This is a genomic window from Stenotrophomonas koreensis, from assembly GCF_001431525.1.
Classification (GTDB): domain Bacteria; phylum Pseudomonadota; class Gammaproteobacteria; order Xanthomonadales; family Xanthomonadaceae; genus Stenotrophomonas; species Stenotrophomonas koreensis.
On the sequence record NZ_LDJH01000031.1, the window covers coordinates 62,343 to 88,403 of the forward strand.

The 26,061-nt window shown below is 68.3% G+C and carries 27 protein-coding genes and 1 riboswitch; of the genes, 3 read left to right on the forward strand and 24 right to left on the reverse strand.

The features are described 5' to 3' along the window. Nucleotides 1-20: 20 nt before the first annotated feature. From thiL to ABB25_RS13620, 5 genes are all read right to left on the reverse strand, one after another. The gene (gene thiL / locus ABB25_RS13600) at nucleotides 21-1,001 is read right to left on the reverse strand and encodes a thiamine-phosphate kinase (RefSeq protein ID WP_057667746.1); all 981 of its coding nucleotides are present in this window, start codon (nucleotides 999-1,001) and stop codon (nucleotides 21-23) included. Between the two features lie 109 nt (nucleotides 1,002-1,110). After that, nucleotides 1,111-1,593, reverse strand: coding sequence for a transcription antitermination factor NusB (gene nusB, locus ABB25_RS13605; RefSeq protein ID WP_057667692.1), 483 nt, complete (start codon nucleotides 1,591-1,593; stop codon nucleotides 1,111-1,113). After that, nucleotides 1,593-2,057 (reverse strand): 6,7-dimethyl-8-ribityllumazine synthase, encoded by a 465-nt coding sequence (ribH, locus tag ABB25_RS13610; protein WP_057667693.1) that lies wholly within the window; start codon nucleotides 2,055-2,057, stop codon nucleotides 1,593-1,595. Before ribH ends, nusB begins: the two co-directional genes overlap by 1 nt. Nucleotides 2,058-2,115: 58 nt before the next feature. Beyond that, the gene (gene ribB / locus ABB25_RS13615) at nucleotides 2,116-3,219 is read right to left on the reverse strand and encodes a 3,4-dihydroxy-2-butanone-4-phosphate synthase (RefSeq protein WP_057667694.1); all 1,104 of its coding nucleotides are present in this window, start codon (nucleotides 3,217-3,219) and stop codon (nucleotides 2,116-2,118) included. After that, nucleotides 3,216-3,818, reverse strand: coding sequence for a riboflavin synthase (locus tag ABB25_RS13620; RefSeq protein ID WP_057667700.1), 603 nt, complete (start codon nucleotides 3,816-3,818; stop codon nucleotides 3,216-3,218). The genes ribB and ABB25_RS13620 overlap by 4 nt, the downstream gene beginning before the upstream one ends. Before the next feature lie 75 nt (nucleotides 3,819-3,893). Next, a riboswitch (FMN riboswitch) is annotated at nucleotides 3,894-4,057 on the reverse strand. Nucleotides 4,058-4,215: 158 nt separating this feature from the next. Here ABB25_RS13620 and ABB25_RS13625 point away from each other — a divergent pair. Next, the gene (locus tag ABB25_RS13625) at nucleotides 4,216-4,857 is read left to right on the forward strand and encodes an outer membrane beta-barrel protein (protein ID WP_057667748.1); all 642 of its coding nucleotides are present in this window, start codon (nucleotides 4,216-4,218) and stop codon (nucleotides 4,855-4,857) included. Nucleotides 4,858-4,924: 67 nt separating this feature from the next. Here ABB25_RS13625 and ribD read toward each other — a convergent pair whose 3' ends face one another. The 5 genes from ribD to ABB25_RS13650 all read right to left on the reverse strand — a co-directional run bounded on the left by ribD (nucleotide 4,925) and on the right by ABB25_RS13650 (nucleotide 8,800). Further along, nucleotides 4,925-6,037 carry a bifunctional diaminohydroxyphosphoribosylaminopyrimidine deaminase/5-amino-6-(5-phosphoribosylamino)uracil reductase RibD gene (gene ribD, locus ABB25_RS13630; RefSeq protein WP_057667702.1) on the reverse strand — a complete coding sequence of 371 codons (1,113 nt, stop codon included), beginning with the start codon at nucleotides 6,035-6,037 and terminating at the stop codon, nucleotides 4,925-4,927. Next, nucleotides 6,034-6,510, reverse strand: a complete 477-nt coding sequence (nrdR, locus tag ABB25_RS13635; protein ID WP_057667704.1) for a transcriptional regulator NrdR — start codon at nucleotides 6,508-6,510, stop codon at nucleotides 6,034-6,036. Before nrdR ends, ribD begins: the two co-directional genes overlap by 4 nt. Before the next feature lie 43 nt (nucleotides 6,511-6,553). After that, nucleotides 6,554-6,979, reverse strand: a complete 426-nt coding sequence (locus ABB25_RS13640; protein WP_057667706.1) for a hypothetical protein — start codon at nucleotides 6,977-6,979, stop codon at nucleotides 6,554-6,556. 3 nt (nucleotides 6,980-6,982) lie between these two features. Beyond that, entirely contained in the window at nucleotides 6,983-8,251 is a 1,269-nt protein-coding gene (gene glyA, locus ABB25_RS13645; RefSeq protein WP_057667708.1) for a serine hydroxymethyltransferase, read from the reverse strand. A 138-nt stretch (nucleotides 8,252-8,389) separates the two neighbouring features. Further along, nucleotides 8,390-8,800, reverse strand: a complete 411-nt coding sequence (locus tag ABB25_RS13650) for an RcnB family protein (RefSeq protein WP_057667710.1) — start codon at nucleotides 8,798-8,800, stop codon at nucleotides 8,390-8,392. 227 nt (nucleotides 8,801-9,027) lie between these two features. Between ABB25_RS13650 and ettA the strand changes: the two genes are divergently transcribed. Both ettA and ABB25_RS13660 read left to right on the forward strand, forming a co-directional pair. Continuing rightward, the gene (gene ettA / locus ABB25_RS13655) at nucleotides 9,028-10,692 is read left to right on the forward strand and encodes an energy-dependent translational throttle protein EttA (protein WP_057667712.1); all 1,665 of its coding nucleotides are present in this window, start codon (nucleotides 9,028-9,030) and stop codon (nucleotides 10,690-10,692) included. Nucleotides 10,693-10,850: 158 nt separating this feature from the next. After that, nucleotides 10,851-12,167 (forward strand): NCS2 family permease, encoded by a 1,317-nt coding sequence (locus tag ABB25_RS13660; protein ID WP_057667714.1) that lies wholly within the window; start codon nucleotides 10,851-10,853, stop codon nucleotides 12,165-12,167. Nucleotides 12,168-12,269: 102 nt separating this feature from the next. Here the strand turns inward: ABB25_RS13660 and pncB are convergent, their stop codons facing one another. The 14 genes from pncB to ABB25_RS13730 all read right to left on the reverse strand — a co-directional run. Beyond that, complete coding sequence (gene pncB, locus ABB25_RS13665; protein WP_057667716.1) at nucleotides 12,270-13,454, reverse strand: nicotinate phosphoribosyltransferase; 1,185 nt, start codon at nucleotides 13,452-13,454, stop codon at nucleotides 12,270-12,272. Between the two features lie 46 nt (nucleotides 13,455-13,500). Next, a complete protein-coding gene (locus ABB25_RS13670) occupies nucleotides 13,501-14,337 on the reverse strand; it encodes a glycosyltransferase family 2 protein (RefSeq protein ID WP_152981239.1) in 837 nt (278 codons plus the stop codon). A 70-nt stretch (nucleotides 14,338-14,407) separates the two neighbouring features. Further along, complete coding sequence (gspD, locus tag ABB25_RS13675) at nucleotides 14,408-16,627, reverse strand: type II secretion system secretin GspD (RefSeq protein WP_057667717.1); 2,220 nt, start codon at nucleotides 16,625-16,627, stop codon at nucleotides 14,408-14,410. Further along, on the reverse strand, nucleotides 16,624-17,373 hold the full coding sequence (locus ABB25_RS13680) for a hypothetical protein (protein ID WP_083488356.1): 750 nt from the start codon (nucleotides 17,371-17,373) through the stop codon (nucleotides 16,624-16,626). Before ABB25_RS13680 ends, gspD begins: the two co-directional genes overlap by 4 nt. Beyond that, the gene (gene gspM / locus ABB25_RS13685; protein ID WP_057667719.1) at nucleotides 17,363-17,980 is read right to left on the reverse strand and encodes a type II secretion system protein GspM; all 618 of its coding nucleotides are present in this window, start codon (nucleotides 17,978-17,980) and stop codon (nucleotides 17,363-17,365) included. The genes ABB25_RS13680 and gspM overlap by 11 nt, the downstream gene beginning before the upstream one ends. Beyond that, nucleotides 17,970-19,091 carry a PilN domain-containing protein gene (locus ABB25_RS13690; protein ID WP_057667720.1) on the reverse strand — a complete coding sequence of 374 codons (1,122 nt, stop codon included), beginning with the start codon at nucleotides 19,089-19,091 and terminating at the stop codon, nucleotides 17,970-17,972. The genes gspM and ABB25_RS13690 overlap by 11 nt, the downstream gene beginning before the upstream one ends. Then, a complete protein-coding gene (locus tag ABB25_RS13695; RefSeq protein ID WP_057667723.1) occupies nucleotides 19,088-19,942 on the reverse strand; it encodes a type II secretion system minor pseudopilin in 855 nt (284 codons plus the stop codon). The genes ABB25_RS13690 and ABB25_RS13695 overlap by 4 nt, the downstream gene beginning before the upstream one ends. Next, nucleotides 19,939-20,583, reverse strand: coding sequence for a prepilin-type N-terminal cleavage/methylation domain-containing protein (locus tag ABB25_RS13700; protein ID WP_083488360.1), 645 nt, complete (start codon nucleotides 20,581-20,583; stop codon nucleotides 19,939-19,941). The genes ABB25_RS13695 and ABB25_RS13700 overlap by 4 nt, the downstream gene beginning before the upstream one ends. After that, nucleotides 20,583-20,981 (reverse strand): type II secretion system protein XpsI, encoded by a 399-nt coding sequence (xpsI, locus tag ABB25_RS13705; protein WP_057667725.1) that lies wholly within the window; start codon nucleotides 20,979-20,981, stop codon nucleotides 20,583-20,585. The genes ABB25_RS13700 and xpsI overlap by 1 nt, the downstream gene beginning before the upstream one ends. Beyond that, nucleotides 20,978-21,466: a type II secretion system protein XpsH gene (xpsH, locus tag ABB25_RS13710; protein ID WP_057667726.1), complete on the reverse strand. Its 489-nt coding sequence runs from the start codon at nucleotides 21,464-21,466 to the stop codon at nucleotides 20,978-20,980. Before xpsH ends, xpsI begins: the two co-directional genes overlap by 4 nt. After that, nucleotides 21,466-21,909 carry a type II secretion system major pseudopilin GspG gene (gene gspG, locus ABB25_RS13715; protein WP_057667727.1) on the reverse strand — a complete coding sequence of 148 codons (444 nt, stop codon included), beginning with the start codon at nucleotides 21,907-21,909 and terminating at the stop codon, nucleotides 21,466-21,468. The genes xpsH and gspG overlap by 1 nt, the downstream gene beginning before the upstream one ends. A 49-nt stretch (nucleotides 21,910-21,958) precedes the next feature. Then, nucleotides 21,959-23,179 (reverse strand): type II secretion system protein XpsF, encoded by a 1,221-nt coding sequence (xpsF, locus tag ABB25_RS13720; protein WP_057667728.1) that lies wholly within the window; start codon nucleotides 23,177-23,179, stop codon nucleotides 21,959-21,961. Beyond that, the gene (gene gspE / locus ABB25_RS13725) at nucleotides 23,179-24,906 is read right to left on the reverse strand and encodes a type II secretion system ATPase GspE (RefSeq protein ID WP_057667729.1); all 1,728 of its coding nucleotides are present in this window, start codon (nucleotides 24,904-24,906) and stop codon (nucleotides 23,179-23,181) included. The genes xpsF and gspE overlap by 1 nt, the downstream gene beginning before the upstream one ends. Before the next feature lie 232 nt (nucleotides 24,907-25,138). Next, nucleotides 25,139-26,061: S8 family serine peptidase (locus ABB25_RS13730; RefSeq protein ID WP_152981240.1), on the reverse strand; the 923-nt coding region annotated here is incomplete at its 5' end.

Here is a 26,061-nt window from a genome sequence, read left to right on the forward strand (position 1 = left end):
GGGACAGCCACGCCACCGCACTACGCGCTGGCGAAGTGGTCGTAGCCGCGCCGCGGCGGCAGCCACGGCCGGCCAGCCGGATCCTGCCAGTGCACGCCCTGCCCGGCCTGCAGCCGGCCGATGCAGTGCACCGCAACCCCGGCGCTGGCGGCAGCGGCCAGCACCCGGTCATGGGCGGCGGCCGGGGCGCTGAAGCACAGTTCGTAGTCATCGCCACCGCCGGTCTGCAGCGGCCAGGCCTGCTCGCCGGCGGCGAAGCGGGCCAGCGCCGGCGACACCGGCAGCGCGGCCAGTTGCAGCTGCGCGGCCAGGCCGCTGCGCTGGCAGACATGGCCCAAGTCGGCGCCCAGGCCATCGGAGACATCGATCGCCGCGCTGGCGATGCCACGCAGGGCCAGGCCGAGTGCGTTGCGCGGGCTGGGCCGCAGCAGGCGCTGGCGCAGGGTTTCCAGCAATGGATCGGCCTGCTCCGCGGCCACATCCAGCCGGCCCTGCTGCCACAGCGCCAGCGCCAGCGCGGCCTCGCCCGGCACCCCGCTGACCCAGACCTGGTCACCGGCGCATGCACCGTCACGGCGCAGCGCCTGCGTGGCCGGCACCCAGCCCATCGCGGTGACCGACAGCGACAACGGCCCGCGCGTGGTATCGCCACCGACCAGGGTGATCCCGGCGGCATCGGCCAGCGCAAACAGGCCATCGGCAAAGGCCTCCAGCCAGACCGGGTCACTGTCCGGCAACGACAAGGCCAACGTGCACCAGGCCGGACGCGCGCCCATCGCGGCCAGGTCGGACAGGTTCACCGCCAGGGTTTTCCAGCCGATGTCAAACGCTGGCGTCTCCAGCGGAAAATGCACGCCGGCATTGAGCGTATCGGCAGTCACCGCCAGCACCTGCCCTGCCGGTGGCGCCAGCAGTGCGCAGTCATCGCCGATGCCAAGCATGATGTCGGCACGCGCGGCGGTACGCGCGGCAATGCGTTCGATCAGCGAAAACTCATCCAGGCGCATCGTTGCTCATCCTCGGCCGAAAGCTGGCGCCAAAACCACAACGCCGGCACCGATCACCCGGCCCCGGCGTTGAAAACCCGACATCCGACGCTGCCAGCGGCACTCAGCGCGTGGATTCGGCCTTGCGCCATTCCAGCGCGGCATGGTCCAGCACACCGTTGACATAGGTGTGGCCATGCTCGGAACCAAAGCGTTTGGCCGTTTCAATCGCTTCGTTGATCACCACCCGGTACGGCACATCGATGCGGTAACGCAGCTCGTAGGCAGCCACCCGCAGCACCGCACGTTCGATCGCATCGACCGCTTCCATGTCGCCGCGGTCCACGAACGGGGCCAGCGCCGCATCCAGTTCCTTGCGGTGGTCCAGCACGCCATGCACCAGCGCCTCGAAATAGGCCAGGTCGGCCACTTCGTGCGCCTGCTCATGGGCAAACTGGGCCAGCAGGGTCTGTGCATTGCCGCCGGAAATCTGCCAGGCGTAGATCGCCTGCAGCGCGCGCCGGCGCGCACGCGAGCGCAGCACCGGATCGACGCCATCGCGCCGCACCGGCTTGCCGGCAGGCTTGCCGCTCTTGGGGGTATTCATTACAGCTTCTCCAGCAGATTGACCATTTCCAGCGCCGCCAGGGCGCACTCTTCCCCCTTGTTGCCATGGCTGCCACCGGCACGGGCCTCGGCATCCTCGTAGCGCTCCACCGCCAGCACGCCATTGGCCACCGGCAGGCGGTGATCCAGCTGGGTACGCATCAGTGCTTCGGCGCAACGGTCGGCCACGTGCTCGTAATGCCGGGTATCACCACGGACCACGCAACCCAGCGCGATCACCGCGGCATGCCGGCCGGCCTTGGCCACCTGCTCGGCGGCCAGCGCCACTTCCCAGGCTCCGGGAACACGGACCACATCCACCGCGCCGGCATCCACGCCATTGGCGGCAAGACACTCACGCGCGCCGGTGACCAGCACATCGGTAATACGGGCATTCCAACGCGCAGCGATGATCGCAAAGCGGGCATTGGCGGGGGCGCGAAGATCGCCTTCGTAATGGCTCATGGGCTTTGGGGGCTTGAAGGGTGGGAAAGTTTAACCCGGTCTGGCTGAGTACCGGCCGTCATGGCGCCGGCAACGCCACGGTTTCAACAATTTCCAGGCCGTAGCCGGCCAGCCCGACCTGCCGCCGCGGGGTGCCGAGCACGCGCAGTTTGCCCAGGCCGAGGTCGGCCAGGATCTGTGCACCGGCACCGTTGCGCCGCCACTGGCCCACATCCTTGCTGTTGCCGGCCGGCACCGGCTCGGCGCGCAGCCGCGCCAGCAGGCTGGCCGAATCGCGCGGTGCGCTCAGCACCACCATCACGCCCTGCCCGGCCGCATCGATCGCGCGCAAGGCATCGGTGGCGGCCACGCCGAAATCGTCACGGCGCCAGTGCAGCAGGTCGGCCAGCGGGTTTTCCACCTGGACCCGGACCAGGGTCGGGGTGGCCTTGTCCGGGATGCCACGGACCAGCGCAAAGTGCAGGTCATGGGCGATGCGGTCGCGGTAGGTGATCAACTGGAACGGGCCGAACTCGGTCTGGATCGCGCGCTCGTCAACCCGCTCCACGGTGTGTTCATTGGCCAGGCGCCAGGCGATCAGGTCGGCAATCGAACCCATCTTCAGGCCGTGCTCGCGCGCGAACACTTCCAGTTCCGGGCGACGGGCCATGGTGCCATCGGCATTGAGGATTTCCACCAGCACGCCGGCCGGCTCCAGCCCGGCCAGCCGCGGCAGGTCGCTGGCCGCTTCGGTGTGGCCGGCACGGGTCAGCACGCCGCCGGGCTGGGCGGTGAGCGGGAAGATGTGGCCCGGCTGGGTCAGATCATTGGGCCGGGCATCCGGGCGCACCGCGGTGCGGATGGTATGCGCGCGGTCGTAGGCCGAGATCCCGGTGGTCACGCCTTCGGCGGCCTCGATGCTCACGGTGAAATTGGTATGGAACTGCGCGGTGTTGTTGCTCACCATCGGCGCCAGGCCGAGCTGGGCAGTGCGCTCGCGGGTCACCGACAGGCAGACCAGGCCGCGGGCATGGGTGACCATGAAGTTGATGTCGGCCGGCTTGACCAGCTCGGCGGCCATGATCAGGTCACCTTCGTTCTCGCGGTCCTCGTCATCGACGATGACCACCATGCGGCCCAGGCGGATTTCTTCCAGCAGTTCGGGAATCGGGGCGAAGTTCATGCGTTGTCTCCAGCACCGAGCAGGCGCTCGGCATAACGGGCGATCAGGTCGATTTCCAGGTTCACCGCAGCACCGACACCGGTGTGGGCAAACGCGGTATGGGCCACGGTGTGCGGGATCAGTGCCACTTCGAAACCGGCATCATCCACCGCGTTGACGGTCAGGCTGACGCCATCGACGCAGATCGAGCCCTTTTTGGCGATGTACCGCAGCAGCGCGGCCGGGGCGGCAAAGCGCCAGCGCAGCGCGCGCGCGTCCTGGTCGATGGAGACCACACTGCCGACGCCATCGACATGGCCGCTGACGATATGGCCGCCGAAACGATCCGTCGGGCGCATCGCCCGCTCCAGGTTGACGTGCGCCCCTTCGGCCAGCTGACCCAGGGTGGTCAGGCCCAGGGTCTCGGTGGAGGCATCGGCCTGGAAACTGTCCTGGTCAAAGGCAATCACGGTCAGGCAGACGCCATTGACCGCAATGCTCTCGCCCAGCTGCACGGCGTCAAACGGCAGCGTACCGACCTGGACATGGAAGCGGACGTCGCCGCCGAGTGATTCGCGTCGGGCAATGCGGCCGACGCCTTCGATGATTCCTGTAAACAAAACGTTCTCCGCAGTGATTGAGCGAAAAACGCCGCAAGGCAAACAGGCACGCGCACAGCCCATCGGCTGCGCGCAGGCCGTCTTCTTTCATCCGGACTGTAACCGTCGGCTCCGGCATTGGACCGGATCTGCTGACCTTCAACACTTCTGCCCGGGGGACAGCTGCATCAAAGCGCTCGCGGGCTCGGGCTTTCACCCCTACCGCCGGTGGGGAATTGCACCCCGCCCTGAAGACGTTTGTTGGTTGCCGGTTTCCCGGCTGGGCAAGTATAGCAGCGGCCAGCCAGATTCACTTTTGTGACCGTTTGCACAATAATGCCGGCCGCAGACATGACGCCTGCACACCTCCGGCCCATTCGGCGCCGGCTGAAATGGACATTCCCTGATGGAGATCCCCATGCGCAAGACCCTGATTCTGGCTGCCCTGCTGGCCGCCACCCCGTTGGCTGCCCACGCCACCGAGAACCTGAGCTATACCTACGCCGAAGCCGGCTTCACCCGTGCCGAGGCCGATATGGATTTCCTCGGCACGCTGAAGGGCAACGGCGGCTACGTCCGCGGCGCATATGCCTTCACCCCGTCCACCCATGTGTTCGGCAGCTACAGCAACCTGTCCGAGAGTGACGGTGCAGGCCAGATCCGCGCCAAGTACACCCTGCAACAGGCCGAGCTGGGCCTGGGCTGGCACATGAACATGAGCGAGCGTGTGGACTTCACCGCCGACATCGCCTATGTCCGCGTCAAGGACACCCTGAAGGTATCGGGCATCCCGGTGGAAAGCGGCTTTGCCGACTTCAACGGCAAGTGGGAAGACAGCATCAATGCCGGCCGTGCCACCCTGGGCCTGCGTGGCACCCCGTCGGCCCGCACCGAGGCCTGGGTCCGCGCCGGTGCGATGGACGGCAGCAAGATGGACAGCGAGTTCGTCGGCACCCTCGGTGGCCAGGTCAAGTTCAACCCGACCTGGGGCTTGGTGGGCGAGGTCCAGTGGATCGGCGATGTGACCCAGTACTCGGCCGGCGTGCGCGCCAGCTTCTAAGCGGCCAGCATCCGCACTGCGCTGTACACGAAACGGGCCCTGCGGGGCCCGTTTTCATTGCCCGCCTTCAGCTGCGCGGACGCAGCCGCAGGCGCAGGTCCTGGCCGACCATCAACGCCTCGCACAGCTGCAGCCGGCGTTGCTGCGCCATGGCCTCAATGGCCAACCCGGCCAGCAACGGACGGGCGGCATCACCGAGCAGGGTCGGCGCCTGATACAGCAGCAGTTCGTCATACAGATCGGCGGCGACCAGTGCGCCGCACAGCTGCGCACCGGCTTCCACATGCACTTCATTGATGCCGCGCGCGGCCAGCGCGGCGAGCACTGCGGCCAGCTCCAGCCGGCCATCGGCGGCCACCGCCACCGGCGCAAACTGCGCACTGCCCCAGTCCCCTGCCGGCACTGCGGCCTGTGGCGCATGCAGGTACAGCGTCGGGGTGCAACCGCTGCGGACATTGGCCCGCGCCAGGCTGCGCAGGCCGGCATCGAGCACCACACGCAGACCGGTGGCCACCTCGATGCCCGGTTCCAGGCGCACATCCAGCCGCGGATCATCGGCCAGCACGGTGCCGGCACCGGTCAGCACCGCACCGGCGCGCGCGCGCCAGTGCTGCACATCGGCGCGCGCCTGCGGGCCGGTGATCCACTGCGAGGCACCATCGGCCAGCGCGGTGCGCCCGTCCAGGCTGGCCGCCAGCTTGATCCGCACGAACGGCCGGCCCTGCTCGATCCGGGTAAAGAAACCGATGTTCAACTCGCGCGCGGCCGCGGCCATCAGGCCGACCTCGACCACGATCCCGGCCTGGCGCAGCAGCTCGAAGCCGCCACCGGCGACCTGGTCGAACGGATCGCCGACCGCACACACCACCCGCGCCACCCCGGCCTGGATCAGGGCCAGCGCGCACGGCGGCGTGCGCCCGTAATGGGCGCAGGGTTCCAGGGTGACGTAGGCGGTCGCGCCGCGGGCACGCTCACCGGCCATGCGCAGCGCATGCACCTCGGCATGCGGGCCGCCGGCACGGATATGGAAGCCCTCGCCGACCACGGCCGGGCCATGGGCAATCACACAGCCCACCACCGGATTGGGCCGGGCACTGAAGCGGGCCCGCTCGGCCAGCTGCAGCGCACGCGCCATGTGCCCATGGTCAACGGCCGAAAACGCCAGCCCCGCATCACTCATGGCTTGTCGCCAGCATCCGGGGCGTCGCTTTCCAGCGTGGCAATGGCCTCGCGGAAATCGGCCACGTCCTGGAAGGAGCGGTAGACCGAGGCAAAACGGACATAGCCGACATGGTCGAGCTTGCGCAGCTCAGCCATCACGAATTCACCGATCTTGATCGACGGAATCTCGCGCTCGCCACCCATCCGGATCTGGTGGATCACCGCGCGCACCGCCGCCTCGACTTGCTCTTCGGCCACCGGGCGCTTCTGCAGCGCGCGGTCAAAACTGGTGCGCAGCTTGCGCGCATCAAACGCCTCGCGGCCGCCATCGCTCTTGATCACCGCCGGCAGCTTCAGCTCGACCGTTTCCAGCGTGGAAAAACGCTCGCCACAGGCCTCGCAGACCCGGCGGCGACGGATGGTGGCGCCATCTTCGGAAACACGCGAATCGATCACACGGGTATCGGGGTGCTGGCAGAAAAGACAGTGCATGCGTGAGAACTCCAACCGGTGCCCCGGTGATGATGCGCGCGGATCAGCGTGTCCGGCAACGCAGATAAAGCAGATACAGCGAACACAGCTGTGCCGACAGTACGCCATACACAATGAGGTTGGCCTTGCCAGCGCGCAGCGTAGAAACGACTTCGCTGAAAAAGAAATACAACGAAAACACGATGGCCAGTTGCAACAGCCACCACCAGGCCCGCGCCGCCTCGCGCAAACCTGCACTGCCATTGCGCCAGAAGGCCACGGTCAAGCGGTACCAGGCCAACCAGCCTGACAACACCATCACCACCATCGCCAGGAACCACAGCGACAGCCATGAGGGAAATTCAGCCGCCATCGGCAGGACACCGAAGACAGCCGTCACCGCAATGATTGGCAGGCTCAGCAGCGCGGCAACCACCGACAGCCCCTTGTAGAGGCTGCCGGCCCAGTCAAACGACCGGTTGGCGGTCATCAATCAGCCGTAGACCGGGTACTTGCGGCACTGGGCAGAGACGGCCTCGCGCACGCGGGCGATGACGGCTTCATCGGCCGGGGCGTCGAGGATGTCGGCAATCCAGTTGGCCAGTTCGATGCAGTCCGCTTCGACATAGCCGCGGGTGGTGATGGCCGGGGTACCCAGGCGCAGGCCGGAGGTCACAAACGGCGAACGCGGGTCGTTGGGCACCGAGTTCTTGTTGACGGTGATGTGGGCCTGTCCCAGCGCCGCTTCCGCGTCCTTGCCGGACACGTCCTTGCCGATCATGTCCACCAGCATCAGGTGGTTCTGGGTACCGCCGGAGACGATCTTGTAGCCACGGGCGATCAGGGTGTTGGCCATCGCCTGGGCGTTCTTGACCACCTGCTGCTGGTAGGCCTTGAAACCTGGCTCCAGTGCTTCCTTGAAGGCCACGGCCTTGGCCGCGATCACGTGCATCAGCGGGCCACCCTGGATGCCTGGGAACACCACCGACTGCAGCTTCTTGGCGATCTCCTCGAACTGCTCGCCGGCGCCAGCCTGGCTGCCAATGATGATGCCGCCACGCGGGCCACGCAGGGTCTTGTGGGTGGTCGAGGTGACCACATGTGCGTGCGGCACCGGGGTCGGATAGACACCGGCGGCGACCAGGCCGGCGACATGGGCCATGTCCACGAACAGGTAGGCACCGACCTTGTCGGCGATGGCGCGGAAGCGCGCCCAGTCAATGACCTGCGAATAGGCCGAGAAGCCGGCAATGACCATCTTCGGCTTGTGCTCGATGGCCAGCCGCTCGACTTCGTCGTAGTCGATCAGGCCGGCCTCGTTCACGCCGTACTGGATCGCGTTGAAGATCTTGCCCGAGACGTTGACCTTGGCACCGTGGGTCAGGTGGCCGCCATGGGCCAGGCTCATGCCCAGGATGGTGTCGCCGGGCTGCAGCAGGGCGAAGTACACCGCCTGGTTGGCCTGCGAACCGGAGTGCGGCTGCACGTTGGCATAGTCGGCAGCGAACAGCTGCTTCAGGCGCTCGATCGCCAGCTGCTCGGCCACATCCACATACTCGCAGCCACCGTAGTAGCGCTTGGCCGGGTAACCCTCGGCATATTTGTTGGTCAGCTGGCTGCCCTGGGCCTCCATCACGGCCGGGCTGGTGTAGTTCTCGCTGGCAATCAGCTCGACATGGTCTTCCTGACGCTGGCATTCGGCGGCAATGGCCTTGGCCAGTTCGGGGTCGTAGGCGGCAATGGTGACTTCACGCGAGTACATCGGCTGCTCCGGGCGGGTGAGGAGGTGATGGCGGACATTGTAGCCTGCCCACCTGCCCGGCTCCCCGCCCGAAGGTCACCTGGCGCCACCAATGAAAAGGGCGCCCGCAGGCGCCCTGATGCCAGGCCTGGCTGCCACTCAATGGTGCAGCAGCAGGTCGGCGATGATCCCGGTGGCCACCGCCACCAGCAGGTAGTTGCCGCGGTCATCGCGCACCCAGTGGTGGCCACGGGGCGGGCGGCGCAGGTCGTAGCGGTGGTAATCGTTGACCACGTAGACCGGGCCGCGGTAGCCGCGGCGGTAGTCATGGCCGCGGGCCCAGCCGTGCGGCGGACGGCGGTCATGCCGGCGGGCATCGCGGTAACCCTCACGGTAACCGGCCGAATAGTGACGGCGGTCATCGCGACGGTCATGGCCGCGGCCGCGGTCATCCCAGCCATGATGGCCACGTCGGTCGTCGCGGTCACCGGCGGCCTGCGCATCCGGCGCAGCCATGCCCAGCGCAAGCACCGCGCCGAGGGTTGCTATGGCAAGAGAAGTCATCTTCATGATCAGGCCCTGTCAGATGGGTGGGTGGTGACGTTATTGCCCAAAACAACTGAACCGGGGAAGTGCCCGGATCGCCCGCCGCCGATTTCATTCACCTGACGGCAAGCCTGGGGCCACCCCCGGCCCGGAGCCGCCGGCCCGGAACGGCTATAATCGGCTGCTTAATTTTCTGCGCTGCGCCTGCCCGATCCCCGGGCCGGGCGGCGGCGTGCGCTTACGGAGACGTCATGTCCTCGCAATACATCTACACCATGAACCGCGTGTCCAAGGTGGTTCCGCCCAAGCGGCAGATCATCAAGGACATCTCGCTGAGCTTCTTCCCGGGCGCCAAGATCGGCCTGCTGGGCCTGAACGGCGCCGGCAAGTCCACCGTCCTGAAGATCATGGCCGGCGTGGACACCGACTTCGAAGGCGAGGCCCGTCCGCAGCCGGGCATCAAGGTCGGCTACCTGGAACAGGAACCGCGTCTGGATCCGAACCAGACCGTGCGTGAGGCCGTCGAGGAAGGCGTCGGCGAAGTACTGCAGGCCCAGGCCGCGCTGGACAAGATCTACGACGCCTACGCCGAGGAAGGCGCCGATTTCGACGCGCTGGCCAAGGAACAGGAGCGGCTGGAGGCGATCCTCGCCGCCGGCGACGCCCATACCCTGGAAAACCAGCTGGACGTGGCCGCCGACGCGCTGCGCCTGCCGCCGTGGGATGCGGTGATCGGCAACCTGTCCGGTGGTGAAAAGCGCCGCGTTGCGCTGTGCCGCCTGCTGCTGCAGAAGCCCGACATGCTGCTGCTCGACGAACCGACCAACCACCTGGACGCCGAATCGGTGGAGTGGCTGGAGCAGTTCCTGGCCCGCTACACCGGCACCGTGGTGGCGGTCACCCATGACCGCTACTTCCTGGACAACGCCGCCGAGTGGATCCTGGAACTGGACCGTGGCCGCGGCATTCCGTGGAAGGGCAACTACACCGAATGGCTGATGCAGAAGGACGAGCGCCTGAAGCAGGAAGACAACCAGGAAAAGGCCCGCCAGAAGGCGATCCAGAAGGAACTGGAGTGGTCGCGCCAGAACGCCAAGGGCGGCCGCACCAAGGGCAAGGCCCGTCTGGCCCGCCTGGAAGAGCTGCAGAGCGTTGACTACCAGAAGCGCAACGAGACCAACGAGATCTTCATCCCGCCGGGCGAGCGCCTGGGCAACTCGGTGATCGAGTTCAAGAACGTCTCCAAGAAGTTCGGCGACCGCCTGCTGATCGACAACCTGTCGATGATCGTGCCGCCGGGTGCGATCGTGGGCATCATCGGTCCCAACGGCGCCGGCAAGTCGACCCTGTTCAAGATGATCACCGGCCAGGAAAAGCCGGATTCGGGCGAGATCATCGTCGGCCCGAGCGTGAAGCTGTCCTACGTGGACCAGAGCCGCGACAAGCTGGAGGGCAACCACAACGTCTTCCAGGAAATCGCCGGTGGCCTGGACATCCTCAACATCAACGGCATCGAGATCCAGTCGCGCGCCTACATCGGCCGCTTCAACTTCAAGGGCCAGGACCAGCAGAAGATGGTCGGCTCGCTCTCCGGTGGTGAGCGTGGCCGCCTGCACATGGCCAAGACCCTGCTGCAGGGTGGCAACGTGCTGCTGCTGGACGAACCGTCCAACGACCTGGACATCGAAACCCTGCGTGCACTGGAAGATGCGCTGCTGGAATTCCCGGGCAACACCTTCGTGATCTCCCACGATCGCTGGTTCCTGGACCGCATCGCCACCCACATCATCGCCTTCGAGGGCGACTCGCACGTGGAGTTCTTCCAGGGCAACTACCGCGAGTACGAAGAGGACAAGAAGCGTCGCCTCGGCGACGATGCCGGTCCGAAGCGTCTGCGCTTCAAGGCCCTGAAGTAAGTCCGGCGCCGGAACCCTCCGGCATCGGCACCGCAAAACGGCCGCTGCATGCGGCCGTTTTCCGTTCCCCGCCCCACCTGCACCGGGCCGCCACCTGCACCAGGCCTTGCCGGCAACGGCGCCATCCTCACCACTCACCCGCTGCAGACCCCAGACCCATGTCGCTGCCCGAACGCCTGTTCCAGCTCACCGCCCACGGCACCACGGTACGCACCGAGCTGCTGGCCGGGCTGACCACCTTCCTGACGATGTCCTACATCGTGTTCGTCAACCCGGCCATTCTCGGCACCACCGGCATGGACCCCGGCGCGGTGTTCGTGGCCACCTGTCTGGCCGCCGCGCTGGGCAGTGCGGTGATGGCGCTGATGGCCAATTTCCCGGTCGGGATGGCGCCGGGGATGGGCCTGAATGCGTTCTTCGCCTTCACCGTGGTCGGCGCCAATGGCCTGCCGTGGCAGCAGGCACTGGCCGCGGTACTGATCTCGGGCATCGTGTTCCTGCTGCTGTCGGTGACCGGCGCGCGGCAATGGCTGGTGACCGGCATTCCGGCCTCGCTGCGCAGCGCGATCGTGGCCGGCATCGGCCTGTTCCTGGCGATCATCGCGCTGCAGAAGTCCGGCGTGGTCATCGCCGATGCCGACACCCTGGTGCGGCTGGGGCCGATGGACAGCGCGCCGCCGCTGCTGGCGATGGGCGGTTTCCTGCTGATCGCCATCCTGGAAGCGCGCCGGGTGCGCGGAGCGATCCTGATCGGGATCCTGAGCGTCACCGCCATCGCCTGGGCGCTGGGCCTGGTGCAGTGGCAGGGGCTGATGTCCCTGCCGCCGTCACTGGCGCCGACCTTCCTGCAGCTGGACCTGCCCGGCCTGCTGCACTGGGAACAAGGCGCGGCCTGGTCGGTACTGCTGCAGGTGGTGCTGGTGTTCGTGCTGGTGGAGGTGTTCGATGCCACCGGCACGCTGTATGGGGTGGCCAGCCGTGCCGGACTGCTGAAACTGCCCGATGCCGACAGACGGTTCGGCCGTGCGCTGCTGGCCGACAGCAGTGCGATCACCGTCGGCTCGCTGCTGGGCACCAGCTCGACCACCGCCTTTGCCGAGAGTGCTTCCGGGGTCGAGGCCGGTGGCCGCACCGGGCTGACCGCACTGGTGATCGCCGCGCTGTTCCTGGCCGCACTGCTGTTCTCGCCACTGGCGGCGATGGTGCCGCCGTATGCCACCGCGCCGGCCCTGCTGTATGTGGCCGGGCTGATGCTGCGCGAGCTGGTGGAGATCGAGTGGCACGAGCTGACCGAAGCGGTGCCAGCCGCGCTGTGCGCACTGGCGATGCCCTTCACCTACTCCATCGCCAACGGCCTGGCCTTCGGCTTCATCGCCTATGCCGTGCTCAAGGCCGGCACCGGCAAGTGGCGCCAGGTGCACCTGGCGGTGTGGATCGTGGCGGCGCTGTTTGCGCTGCGCTACGCGCTGGAATGAGGCCGCCGGCGCCACATCATGCAGACGCCGCCCCGAGGGGCGGCGCTGTTGCTGTTGCTGTTGCTGTTGCTGCTGACACCGCCCCCCCACCGGGCACAGGGTTCAGGCAGCCGGCTCCGGCGGCAGGTTGAACACCTGGCGCAGGTAGGCCAGGTAGCCAGGGTCATCGCACATGCTCTTGCCCGGCGAGTCGGACAGCTTGGCCACCGGCTGACCGTTGCAGCGGATCATCTTGATCACGATGTTCAGCGGCGTCGGGCCGAGGTCATTGGTCAGGTGGGTACCGACCCCGAAGGCGACCTGGCAACGGCCACGGAAGTAGTCGTACAGCTTCATCACCTTGGCGATGTTCAGCCCGTCACTGAATACCAGCACCTTGCTCAGCGGATCGGTCTTGTTGGCCTTGAGGTGTTCGATGATGCGGTCGCCCCATACAAACGGATCGCCCGAGTCATGCCGGATGCCGTCGAACAGCTTGCAGAAGTACATGTCGAAATCGCGCAGGAAAGCTTCCAGCCCGACCACGTCCGACAGCGCGATGCCGAGGTCACCGCGGTACTCGCGCGCCCAGCTCTCCAGCGCCACCGATTGCGAATCGATCAGCCGCGGGCCCAGCGCCTGGAAGGCCTGCAGCCATTCGTGGGCCATCGTGCCGTGCGGGGTCATGCCGTAGATACGGGCGAAATGCACATTGGAGGTGCCGACAAACTGGCTGCCCAGCTGCTGCCGGATCAACGGCAGCATGTGCCCGTGCCAGGCACGCGAGTAGCGCCGGCGGCTGCCGTAATCGGCAATCCGGCAGTTCTCGAACCCGGGGGCATCGCGCAGCAGCGCGGTCTTGGCTGCCAGCCGGCGCTCTCCTTCGGCGAAATCGGCCTGGCTGGTGTTGCGGAACCAGACCTCGTTGATGATCGCCAGCAGCGGCACCTCGAACAGGATGGTGTGCAGCCAGGGGCCGGTGATGTCCAGCGCGATTTCGCCCGGCACCGTCGCCGAGGGGCGCAGGTCGATGTACTTGCGGTCCAGCCGGAACAGGCCGAGGAAATCGATGAAATCCTTTTTCATGTAGCGCAGGCTGGCCAGGTAATCCAGCTCCTCTGCGCTGAAGCGCAGGCGGCACAGGTGGTCGATCTCGGCGTTGATCTGGTCGATGAACTGAGCCAGGTCAATGCCCGGGGTGCGGCACTTGAAACGGTACTGGACGATGGCGCCGGGGTACTGGTGCAGTACCGCCTGCATCATCGTGAACTTGTACAGGTCGGTATCGAGCAGGGACTGGATGATCATGCCGGCATTATGCCTGCCGCATTCATCGCCGGGTGTGAGCCTGCGCTCAGCGCCGCAGCAGCAGGCGCGGCAGCAGCAACAACGCGTGCGCCCAGATTGCCGCCCACACCGCCAGGCGTACCGGCAGACTGCGTGCTGGGGCCTCGAAACGCTGGAAATAGCGCCACAACCCGCGGTGTTTGTGCCACTCCACAAACAGCGGCCGCGAGCGGCTGGACACCCCGCGCACGTGCAGCACCTGCAGGTCATTGGCGATGGCCACGGTGGCCCCGGCCTGACGCGCGCGCCGGCACAGGTCCAGGTCCTCGGCATGCAGGCGGTAGCCGGCATCCCAGCCCCCCAGGCGCTCGAACAGGCTGCGCGGCATCACCAGCAGCGCGCCGGACAGCGCCGGCACCTGCTGCAGGCGCTGGCGCGGATCGGCTGCGATCGCCAGCTGCATGCCGCGGCGCGGGTGGCGCAGCATCGCGGCAAAATCCGGGTCGCGCCGGCGCACTGCCGGGTCCGGCACGCCGTGCACATCGACCTGCTCGACCCCGAGGATGCATTCCCCCAGCGCTTGCCCGCGCTCCACCAGTGCGGCCAGCGTACCCGGCTCGACCAGCAGGTCCGGGTTGATGAAGGCCAGCCAGCTGGCGCTGCTGTCGGCCACACCCTGGTTGTTGGCGGCGGCAAAGCCGGGGTTGTCGGTGTTGGCGAGGCAGCGCAGCCGTGGATCGGCATCGGCATGGCGGCGGGCAATGGCCACGCTGTCATCGACCGAGCCGTTGTCGATCACCCGGATCTGGCTGATCCCGGCGGCCTGGCGCAGCCGCTGCAGGCAGTCCTCCAGGGTCGAGGCGCTGTTGTAGGTGACGACGACGGCACAGATCGTGGCAGGCAAAACGTACTCCCGGGCGCGCAGGCGCCAGGCAACCGGACGGGGCCGGCATTATCACCCGGCCCGCGGCCGCTTACTGCCGGTTGCCCGGGCGGATCGGCTCCAACGCGCGGAAACGGTTGCCGTACTCGTCGGTGAGCCGGCGCGCTTCTTCGGGGTTGCGCACGATGGTCGGGGTCAGCAGCACGATCACCTCGCTGCGGCGGTTGCCCTGGCGCTTGGTGCCGAACAGCCCACCGATGATCGGCAGCCGGCTCAGCCCCGGCACCCCGGTACTGCCCTGGGTGGTGCGGTCCTCGATCAGGCCGGCCAGCATCACCGTGTCACCGGCGCTGACGGCCGCCTCGGTCTTCATCCGTCGGGTATTGACGCGCACATTGCCGTTGGCATCGGGCTGGCCTTCCGGCGAGCTGACCTCCTGCACGATGTCCAGGAACACCATGCCGTCGCGGGTCACCCGCGGGCGCACGTTGAGGATGGTGCCGGTGTTGAGGTACTGCACCTGGCTGAACTGGTTGTCGCTGATGCCCGATACCGACACCGAATACACCGGGATCTTGCTGCCGACATTGAGCGTGGCCACCGCGTTGTTGCGCACGAAGATCGACGGGGTCTGCAGCAGGCGCACGTCGGTGACCTCGTCCAGCGCGGTGATCACCGCCGCCGCGTTCTTGCCCAGGAAGGTCCAGCCCAGGCCGGCGCCGCCGGCCACGCCACTGAGGTCGCCCCAGATCCGCCGGCCCAGCGCCGACGGCAGGCCGGCACCGCCGACGTTGGTGGCGGCGTTGACCGCGTTCTCGAAATACCAGTTCACCCCGTAGCTGAGGTCGCCTTCCAGCGCGACCTCGGCCACCTGGGCCTCGATGTGCACCTGCAGCGGCATCACGTCCAGCTTGTCGATGACCTCGCGGATCGAGGCCCAGGCCTGCGGCGTGGTGCGCACCAGCAGGGTGTTGGTTTCCTCCACCGCCGAAACGCCGACCCGGTCGCCCTCCACTTCCAGGCTGACCGCGCCGTTGCCGCTGCTGCGCTGGGGCAGGCTCAGGCTGCCACCGGCCAGCCCGCCCTCCTGGCCCTGCTCCTGGCCCAGACCGGCGTCCTTGCCACCGAGCCCACCGCTGCCGGCATCGCGGCCACCGTCCACGCCCATGCCGCCTTCCAGCTGCAGCGCACTGGCCCCCGGGGCCAGCGAGGCCGCGTCCGCGCCACGTCCCGGCGCGGCGCCGCTGCCGCCACCAAACACCTCGGCCAGACGCTCGGCCAGTTCACGCGCCTTGATGTACTTGAGCTCGTAGGAATACAGCCGCGGTGCGCCACCGGCGCTGTCGATGCGCTCCAGCCACTGCTGGATCTGGTCCAGGTAGCGCGCCTGCGGAGTGATCACCAGCACCGCGTTGGCGTTTTCCAGCGGCAGGAAACGGAACATGCCGGCACTGGGGGTGCCGCTGTCGGCACCAAAGATCTTTTCCAGGTCATTGGCCACGCGGTCGGCGCGCCCGGTCTGGATCGGGAATACCCCCACGCTCATGCCAGCCAGCCAGTCGACATCGAAGATTTCCACCGTGCGCAGGTAGTTCTCCAGCTCGGCGCGGGTACCGCCGAGGGAAATCACGTTGCGGCCGTCATCGACATTGACGATCGCATTCGGGCGCGCGTACGGCTCGAGCACCTTCTTCATTTCGGTGGCCGAGATGTACTTCAGCGGCACCACCCGCACCTCGAAGCCACGCGCACTGGCGGGCGAGGCGGTGCTGGGCGCCACCGTGCCGGCCAGCGCCTGCTCGGCCGGCACCACGTTGTAGCGGCCGCCGCTGTAGACCATCCGCGCATTGTTCCAGCCCAGCACCATCTCCAGCAGGTTCAGGGCCTGGCTGGGAGAAACCGGGCGCGGCGTGGCCAGGCTGACCGTGCCGCTCACCCCGGGGGCAATGACGTAGTTCTGCCCGAGCATGTCGCCGAGGATGGCCTTGACCACCGCATGTACCGACTCGCCTTCGAAGTTGAAGGTGGCACTGCCGGTGGAGGCACCGGCCAATGACGGTGCCGGCCGGGCGGCCACGTGTTCGTTGATCATGCTGCCGCTGCCATGGCGCAGCACCGCCCGGCTGGCGGCCATTTCGCTGGCCGGTTCATCCGGCGCCAGTGCCTGGGTCTGCGCGGCCGGCCCGGTGGCCTGCACCGGCAATTGCACGGTGCGGGCAATCTGCGGTGCCGGCAGCGTGGTGCAGGCGGTGGCGGCCAGGGTCGCCGTCAAGGAAGCGGAAAGCAGTTTCAAGCGCATGAGGTTGCTCATCGGTTCTGGCCCTGGGTGGAGCCGTTGTTGTTCTGCTGCATCTGTTCGCGGCGGGCCTGGATGCGGGCACGGATCGCCTGCATCTGCGCCGCACTGGGCTGGGCGGCGGCTTCGGCCGCCGGCGTGGCGGCGGCGGGCGTGGTGGCGGGCGTGGCGCTGGCCGTGTTGACCGCTGCTGGCATGCCCGCGGCCGGCGACGCGCCCGGCCCGGTGGACGGCCCCGGGCGTGCGGGCGCCACGGCAGCGGCGTCAGTGGCGGCATCGGCACTGCCGGCATGCACTGCCAGCGGCAGCACCTGGCTTCCCGACGGCCCGAGCACGGTGGCCTGGCGCTCGGACAGCTCCAGCAGCTGCCAGCCCTGGACCGCCGGGCCGCCGAGCTGCAGGCGCAGGGACAGACCGCCTTCACCGGACAGGGTGGCCATGCGCAGCTGTGGCGTGATCAGCACACCGCTCAGGCGCAGGCTGGCGGCCTGCTGGCCGGGATCACCGCCGATGTAATACGGCTGCGGCCGCCGGTTTTCATTGAACAGGGGGCGGCTGACCACCTGCGGGTAGTGCGACAGCTCGCCCAGCCGCTCACTGGCCAACACCGGCAGCGTGGGCAAGGGTTGGGGTTCGACCACCGCATCGGCGGCGGGCAGCCGGCTGCCCAGGCCCAGCCACGCGGCAATGGCCACGGCCAGCGCCCACAGCGCAAACACCCCACTGACTACCGTGCCCATAGCGGGCGACTCACGGCGCATGCTCACCTCCCGCGACGGTTGCCGGTACCGGGTCCAGGTACCCGGCCAGTTCGAAAGACACATCCAGGCCGCTGCCGGTCTCACCGGGCAGGGCCTGGTAACGCTGGGCCAGGATCACCAGGTTGTCGATGAACAGACGCGGATGCCCGGACTCCAGCGCATGCAGCACGCTGAGCATTTCCGGGGTGCCGCAGCGCAGCCGCGCCTGTACCGAGACCCGCGCAAACGGGCCGCCATCGGCCGGCGCCGGCAACGGCGCCCGGCTGGAAATCACACAGCTGCGGTTGCCCGGGCTGGCCTGGCTGACGGCCTGCTCCAGCCGCTGCACCAGCGCCGCGGCGGCCTGCTCGGCGCTGCCCTGCTGCAGGAAACCGGGCCGCCCGCCCAGTTGCTGTTGTGCCTGGGCCAGCGCGGCGGCCACCGCCGGTGCCTGCGCCAGCTCGGCCTGTACCCGCGCCTGGCGCTGCCGGGTCTGCTCCAGCTCGCCGGCCATCGTGCGCAGCGGCTGCACCCACAGCGGATGCAGCAGCAGGCCATAGATCGCGCCCAGTACCAGCAGCAGCAAGGCCAGCGCCAGCCAGCGCTGGCGACGGTTTTCAGCGTCCATCGTTGCCTCCTGCCGGGCCGGTACCCACGCTGGCCCCGAGGCTGGCCCCCAGGGTGAAGCGGTCGCGCCGCTGGCCGGGCTCGGCCTGCAGCACCCCGCTCAATGCCGGGCGGCTCCACAACGGGCTGCCTTCCAGCGCGTCGACCAGGGACGCGGCCTGGTCGCTCATGCCGATCAACTGCAGCTGCTCGCCTTCGATGGACAGTTTTTCCAGCACCGTGCCATCGGGCAGCCGTGCCGACAGTTCTTCCCACACCTCCACCGTGGTCGGGCGGGCACTGCGCTGGGCATCGAAGAAGCGCGCACCGTCCACCAGCGCCTGCAGCTGCTGGCGCTGGCTGGCCACCTCGCGCGCCTGCCGCGCCTGCTGCTGTACCTGCTGCTGCAGTCCGGCCAGGGCCTGCTGGCGGTTGTCCAGGATTCGTTCGCCGCCCAGCCACAACAGCACGCCGCCGGCCAGCAGCAGCACCAGTGACGGTACGTAGTTGCCGCGGCGCGGCCGGCTGCGCAGCGCCGGCGGCAGCAGGTTGACCCCGAGTACGCGCTGTCCGTCGATGGCGACATCGATGCCGCTCAGACTGCTGGCCAGCGGACCGGCATCGGCGCGCACCTGCTCCACCACATTCAGCGGCAGCACCACCAGCTCGACATCAAGCTGCCCGCCGGGCTGGCCATCGGATTGGGCCAGGACATGCACATCGTGGCTGACCTGGTCGGCGGCAAACGGCGTCTGTCGGTCAATTTCGAAGCCGACCACGGCATGCAGCTGCGGCCTGGCGGCAGCCGGCAGCCGCAACGGCCGCCGCAGCACCTGGCCAGATGGCAGCAGCCAGTACCGTGGCAGCAGGCGTGCCGCCGGGGCCAACACCCGCTCCAGCCCGGCTTCGGGCAGCGGCCACGGCAGGCTGGCCAGCGCCTGGAGCTGGCCATCGGTGGCCGACCACAGCTGCAACTGCCCGCCCTCGCGCTGCAGCAGCAGCCGCCGCGGCGGTGCGACCAGGCGCGCACGCCAGCGCGCCGGCAACCAGGCCAGCAGGCCATCACGCCACCACGTCAGGAATTCCCCCGGGCCAGGCAAACGCAACCCCGGCCGATTCACCGCTGACTTCATTGTGTCCCCATTCCCTGCTGCCAGTGCAGCACTGTGTAGGCCGCGGCGGCAGTGTCGCTGCCACCCAGACGGACAACCGCATCGACCACGACGCTGCGATCGTCCGCCAACTGCACCCGGCTCTGGATACTAAAGGTGTCGCCGGCGCTGGCAAGCGCGTTGCCGCTTGCCAGCAACGCCTGGCGCTTGCTGTGTTGCAGGACCGGATCAATCCCCATCGCGCGCAGCACCACATCACTGGCCAGCATCGGCTCGGGCTGGCTGCGCTGGGTCCACAGCGTCAGGTGCGGACGCATGGCCTGGAACAACGGTGCCGGCATGGCCAGCACCCGACGCAGTTCCTCCAGGCTGGCAAAAGCATCATTGGACGGCCCGTAAGGCAAGCCGGCGGCGGCATAGTCGGCCTTCTCCGCGCCCAGCGGCTGGGGCAGCTCATCACTGTCACGCCAGTCGACAATCGCCGCGGCCAGCCGTTGTGCCTGTTGCGGCTCGGCGCCGAGCTGCTGCATCAGCGCGGCCAGCAGGCCGGCATCGGCCTGGTTGATGTCCACCTTGGCGCTCTCCGACAGCAGGCTCAGCTGCAGCTGGGCACCGCCGAACTGCCAGGGATAGCTGCGGCCATCGCTGATCCACGCCGGCTGCCCGGGCTGGGCTGGTTGGGCCTGGCGGTACAGGGCATATTCCAGCCCGGCCTGCGCCAGCTGGCTGCCGCGCAGCGCATCCACCCCGACATGGGTCTGCAGCTGCTCCACCCGTGCGGTAAGGGCGAAGGCGCCAATCACGCTGGCCATCAGCACGATCAGCCACAGCACCAGCACCAGCGCCGCGCCGCGCATCGCCGGCCGGCTCATGGGTCCGCTCCCGGGCGCTGCTGCGGGATGGCGACAATCATTTCCGGCCAGGCAGGACCGCTGGCCGGCTGCACGCTGATGGCCACGAACTGCGGCGGGCGCATCTGCTCGTCCCAGCGCCATTGCGCCTGCCACTCCCCCAGCCGGCCCCGCTGTGGGTCCCAGCCGCGGTAACGCAGGCTGACGCTGCGCAGCGGGGCGGTAATCACCTCGGCCGGACGCGGCGGTTGTTCTTCCAGCAGCTGGCCGGCGCTGACCAGCACCAGCCGCAGGCGCAGCTGCACCCCCTCCCCTGCCGGTGCCGGGTCCACCCGCAGCTCGTGCAGGTACGGACCACCGCGGCCGAAATAACCCGGGACATCGGCAACGAAGCGCAGGCGTTTTTCATCGCCATCAAAACGGACCGCCGGGATACCGTCATCGCCCCCTTCAAAGCCGATCGGCAGGGCCGACTGCAGCCGCGCGCGCAGTACATCCAGCACCCCACGCATCTGCTCGTTGGCCGCCACCATCGCCTCGCCGCGGGCACTGACCGCCTGCACGCTGCGCACGCTGGCAAAGGCCAGCACCAGGCCGGCGGCGAGCAGCGCCGTGGCCACCAGCACTTCCAGCAAGGTAAAGCCGCACTGCCGGCGCGCCATCATCCTTCGCCCCCGGCCGTGGCCAGACGCAGGCTCTGCAGCTCCAGCTGCTCGCCCGCACGCTCGCCCCAGCGCACCTGCAGCTGGATATGCAGCAAGGTGTTGCTGCCTGGCGCAGGCTGCCCCTGGGCTTCCTGCCAGGGCTGCACCTGCAGCTGCCAGCGGTAGCGGCCCTGCTCCCACTGCCCCTGCTGGGTGCCCACCCGCAGCGGCGGCTCCGTGCCCAGGGTCGCCAGCAGGCTCTGCGCATGCAGGCGCGCGCGCCCGGCATCCTCGCCCAGCCGCACCTGCCGCGAGGCGGTGGACAGGGCCGCCAGCAGCACGGTCAACGCCGCGGCCAGCAGCGCGAACGCCACCAGCACCTCGAGCAGGCTGTAGCCGGCCATCCGTGGTTTCATCGCCGCTCCCCGGCAATCGCCTTGCCGGCGACCTGCCCGGTGATCCAGGCCACATCCAGCTGCCAGCCGGCGCGCTGGCCGATCAGCTCGATCCGGCCGCCGCTGGCACCGCCATCGGGGTAGAACGCGATCGCGCCGATACCGGCGCTGGGCTGCAGCTGCGCCGCACCGGTGAAGCGCACGCGCAGGCGCCCGGGCAGCTGCCCCTGGCGGCCATTGGCCGCCTGCCACTGCCCGGTGGCCGGGTTGATCTGGAACTGCTGCATCTGCCCGTGCACGATTGCCTGGGTGCGGGTGTAACGCAGCTGCGCATTGAGCTCACGCACGGCCGAACGCAGCTGCTGGCCCTCGCGGCCGCCGCCCATGGCCATCACTGCCAGCGATGCGCTGACCGCCACCAGGGCAATCACCAGCAGCATTTCCAGCAGGGTCATGCCGGCAGCGGCGCGTGGCCGCCGCCGGTGGCGCAGGGCAGCGTGTGTCATCACTCAAAATGGATGTCGGCGTCGTAACTGCTGCCGCCTTCGCGGCCATCCTTGCCCAGGCTGATCAGGTCAAACGGCTGGCCCTGGCCGGGGGCGCGGTACAGCAGCGCATTGCCCCACGGGTCGTTGAGTTCGGCCACCTTGGCATACGGGCCCAGCCACCCGCTGGCACCGGAGGGCGCACTGACCAGGTCTTCCAGCCGGCCGGGCAGGCGCCCGGTATCGAGCTGGTAGTTCTCAATCTTGCCGGCCATCGTGGCGATCTGCGATTTGGCCAGGTTGGCCTTGCCGCGGTCGGCGCCACCGAGCACGCGGCTGCCGACCAGGGTCAGCACCGCGCCGATCAGCACGATCACGATGATGATTTCCAGCAGGCTCATGCCGGCCTGACGGCGGGCACTGCCCGGGGCGGGGGTGGAACGGTTGAACTGCCTGCTTGCCATCGTTGGATTCTTCCTGGTTGCGTGTTGCGGAAAACATAAGGTCACGGCGTCAGCCGATGGCGCCGGTGAGGTCATACAGCGGCACCAGCACCGCGACGATGACCAGGCCGACGATCGAAGCCAGCACCAGGGTGATGGCCGGCACCATCGCCGCCAGCAGGCGGTCAATGGCGCGGCTGGTCTGTGCCTCGAAAGTATCGGCGGCGCGCAGCAGCATCGCATCGAGCGCGCCGGATTCCTCACCGACCTGGACCATCTGCACCGCCAGCCGCGGCAGATGCCCGTTGCGGGCCAGCGAGGAGGACAGGCTGTGGCCATCGCGCACCCGCGCGGTGGCTTCGGCGACATCGGCGGCCAGCACCCGGTTGCCGAGCACATTGCCGGCAATGCCCAGCGCCGACAACAGCGGCACGCCGTTGCCGAGCAGGGTGCCCAGGGTGCGCGCCAGCCGGGCCACCTCCAGCTGCGCCAGCAGCGGCCCGAGCAGCCGGCGGCGCAGCAGCCAGCCATCCACGCCCAGCATGAAGGCGGCATCGTGGCGCTTGCGCCCGGCCCACAGCACCAGCAGGCACGGCAGCACCACCAGCACGATCCACCAGTCGGCCACCGCGGCCCCCAGTGCCAGCACCGCGGCGGTGAACCACGGCAGCTGCACATCCAGGCTGTCGTACATCTGCGCAAACTGCGGCACCACGTAACCGAGCAGGAACAGCAGCGCCGCGCCGACCACCAGCAGCAGGATCACCGGGTAGACCAGTGCATTGATCACCCGCGTGCGCAACTGCTGCGCGCGCTCCAGATAATCGGCCAGCCGCTCCAGCGTGCCGGCCAGGGTGCCGCCGGCCTCACCGGCACGCACCATGTTCAGGTACAGCCGCGAGAACATCCCGTGCTGGCGCTCCATCGCCACCGACAGCGGCGCCCCGCCACGCACCACCTCGCGGATCTGGCTGAGCGCCTGCTGCGCGCTGGCGCCTTCGGGCAGCTCGACCAGGATGCCCAGTGCACGGTCCAGCGGCTGGCCGGCCGCCAGCAGGGTGGCCAGCTGGCGGGTGAACAACAACTGCGCATCGGCACCGAAGGCCGGCTTGCGCAGCCACTGCTGCCAGCCGGCGCTGGCACTGCCCAGTGCATCGAGCGGGCGCGCCTCCACCGGCAGCTGGCCCTGGGCCTGCAGGCGCGCGACCACCTCGGCCTGGTCGGCGGCCTCCATCACCCCATCCACGCGCTGCCCGTTGGCATCGAGCGCGGTGAAACGGAACTGCGGCATCAGCCCTCCTCCGTGACGCGCAGCACTTCTTCAATCGTGGTCTGCCCGCGCAGCGCCTTGCGCAGGCCGTCCTCGAACATGGTGCGCATGCCCGAGGCGCGGGCCACCTGCTCCAGCTCGCCCATGCCGGCGCGGCGCATGATCGCCGCGCGCAGCGCATCGTTCATCACCAGCAACTCGACAATCGTGGTGCGCCCGCTGTAGCCGGTCGCATTGGCCGCCGAGGGCTGCGCCTTCCACAGGAAGATCTCGCCCTCCGGCTGCAACGCGCGCAGGTCAAAACGGGCAATCTGCTCGGGGCTGGCCGGGTAGCGCACGGCCGTGGCCGGGTCCAGCCGGCGCACCAGGCGCTGGGCCAGGATGCCGTTGATGGTGGAGGTGAGCAGGTAGTCCTCCACCCCCATGTCCAGCAGGCGGGTGATGCCGCCGGCGGCGTTGTTGGTGTGCAGGGTGGACAGCACCAGGTGGCCGGTCAGCGCCGACTGGATGGCGATGCGCGCGGTTTCCACATCGCGCATTTCGCCGATCATGATGATGTCCGGGTCCTGGCGCACGATCGCGCGCAGGGCGTTGGCAAAGTCCAGCCCGATCTGCGGCTTGGCCTGGATCTGGTTGATGCCCTCGATCTGGTATTCCACCGGGTCTTCGACGGTGATGATCTTGACATCGGTGGTATTGAGCTGGCTCAGCGCGGTGTACAGCGTGGTGGTCTTGCCCGAGCCGGTCGGCCCGGTGACCAGCACAATGCCGTGCGGCTGCGCCAGCACCTGCTCGAACTGCGGCAGGAAGTCGCCCTCGAAGCCAAGCCGGCTGTAATCAAACACCACCGATTGCCGGTCCAGCAGGCGCATCACCACGCTTTCACCATGCGCGGTGGGCACCGTGCTCACGCGCAGGTCCAGCTCCTTGCCCTGTACCCGCAACATGATCCGCCCGTCCTGCGGCAGGCGGCGCTCGGCGATGTTGAGCCTGGCCATGATCTTGATCCGGCTGATCACCGCGGCGGTGAGGTTGGCCGGCGGGCTTTCGCCATCGACCAGCACGCCGTCGACGCGGTAACGCACCTTCAGCCGGGTTTCGAACGGCTCGATATGGATGTCCGAGGCCTGCAGCTCGACCGCCCGCTGGATGACCAGGTTGACCAGGCGGATCACCGGCGCTTCGGAGGCCAGGTCACGCAGGTGCTCGATGTCATCGACATTGCCTTCGCTGCCTTCGGCGCCGTCGGCGATCTGCCCCATCTCGCTGCGGCCCTGGCCGTAGCGGCGCTCGATCAGCTCGTCGATCTCGCTGCGCAGGCCGACCTGCACGCGTACCGGCAGGCCGCTGGCCAGGGCAATGGCCTGGGCCGGGTACGGGTCATGCGCATCGGCCAGCCAGAGCTGGACCACGCCGTTTTCCACCGCCAGCGGACAGGCATGGAACTGCTTGAGAAAACGCAGCGGCAGGTCAGGCAGTTCGGCCAGCAGGGCCGGGCTGTCATCGGCCACCTGGCGTGCATCGAGCAGCGGCAGCCCAAGCGCGCTTGCCGTAGTGGAGGCCTGGTCGCGTTCGGATACCAGGCCCAGCCGCACCAGCAGGGCCAGCAGGCTGCCGCCCTGCTCGGCATGCAGCTGGCGGGCACGCTGCAGGTCGGCCTCCTTCAGGCGCCCGGCCGCGGCCAACGCCGCAATGACCTGCTGCTCGATGGCAGGTACGCCACTTTCATCGACTGCTACCGCGTTCACTTTCCGGCCTCCGCAAACATTGCACGACTCTACCAGTGTTGTCTGACCATTCACTGCCGGTGCACGGTGGCAGCGGCGGACGGGTTCTGCGGGCTGTGCCAGCGGTCACATCCAGCCCGGCGCAGTGGCCGCCGAGGCCACCTTGCTCGATGGCACGGACGCCGGGGTCCCGATGCAACGAGGGAGGGCAATGCCCTCCCCCGTTGCTCAACACCGGTACGACGCCGGTGGATTACTGGCGCGCAACCACGCTCAGGCCAGCGTAGGTACCGCTGAGCTTGATGTAGTAGGTACCAGCGACCGGCGCGGTGAAGCGCACGGTTTCACTGTTGCCGCCACGGGTGGACTTGGCATCGAAATCCGTGGTGGTCGGCTCGGCACCGCGCTTGACGTGCAGCGAGACATCGCCGCTGCCACCGTAGGTCATGATGGTCAGGGTCTTGCCGGCCACCGCCTCGAAGCTGTACAGCTTCTCGCCACCGGAGACGCCGGTCACGGCAACCTTGTTGGTCAGCGGGGTGGCAGTGGTGTCGCCGGGCTCACCCGGATCGGTGCCACCACCCAGCACGGCCTGCAGTGCTGCCACCGGGTCCACGATACCGGCACCGATCGGGGTGCCGCTCGGGATGCTGACCGGGAACGCACGTGCGCTGTCCTTGAGCAGCTGCTCCATCGCCGCCGGGGTCAGCGGATCCTGGTCATTGGCGACCAGCGCCGACTGGACCAGGGCGACCACGCCGGCCACGTGCGGTGCGGCCATCGAGGTACCGGCCATGCCGCCGTAGGACAGCGCCCCGTCAGTCGGGCCGGTGTCACTGAGGGACATTGCCTGCCAGACATAGCCGTTCGGGTTGCCATCGACACCACCACCACCACCCGGGCCGGCAATATCCACCAGGGCGCCGTAATTGGAGTAGCTGGCACGCGCACCGGTGATGCCGTTGGCGCCGACATTGATCACGTTGGCGCAGCTGGCCGGGCTGAAGTTGGCCGCATTGGCGTTGCTGTTGCCGGCGGCCACCACCACGGTGGTGCCACGCGAGACCGCGCCATTGATCGCCAGCTGGGTCGCGCCGCTGGTGGAACAAGCGCCGCCGCCACCCAGGCTCATGTTGATCACCTGGGCCGGGTTCGGGTTGGCCGGCATGCCGGCCA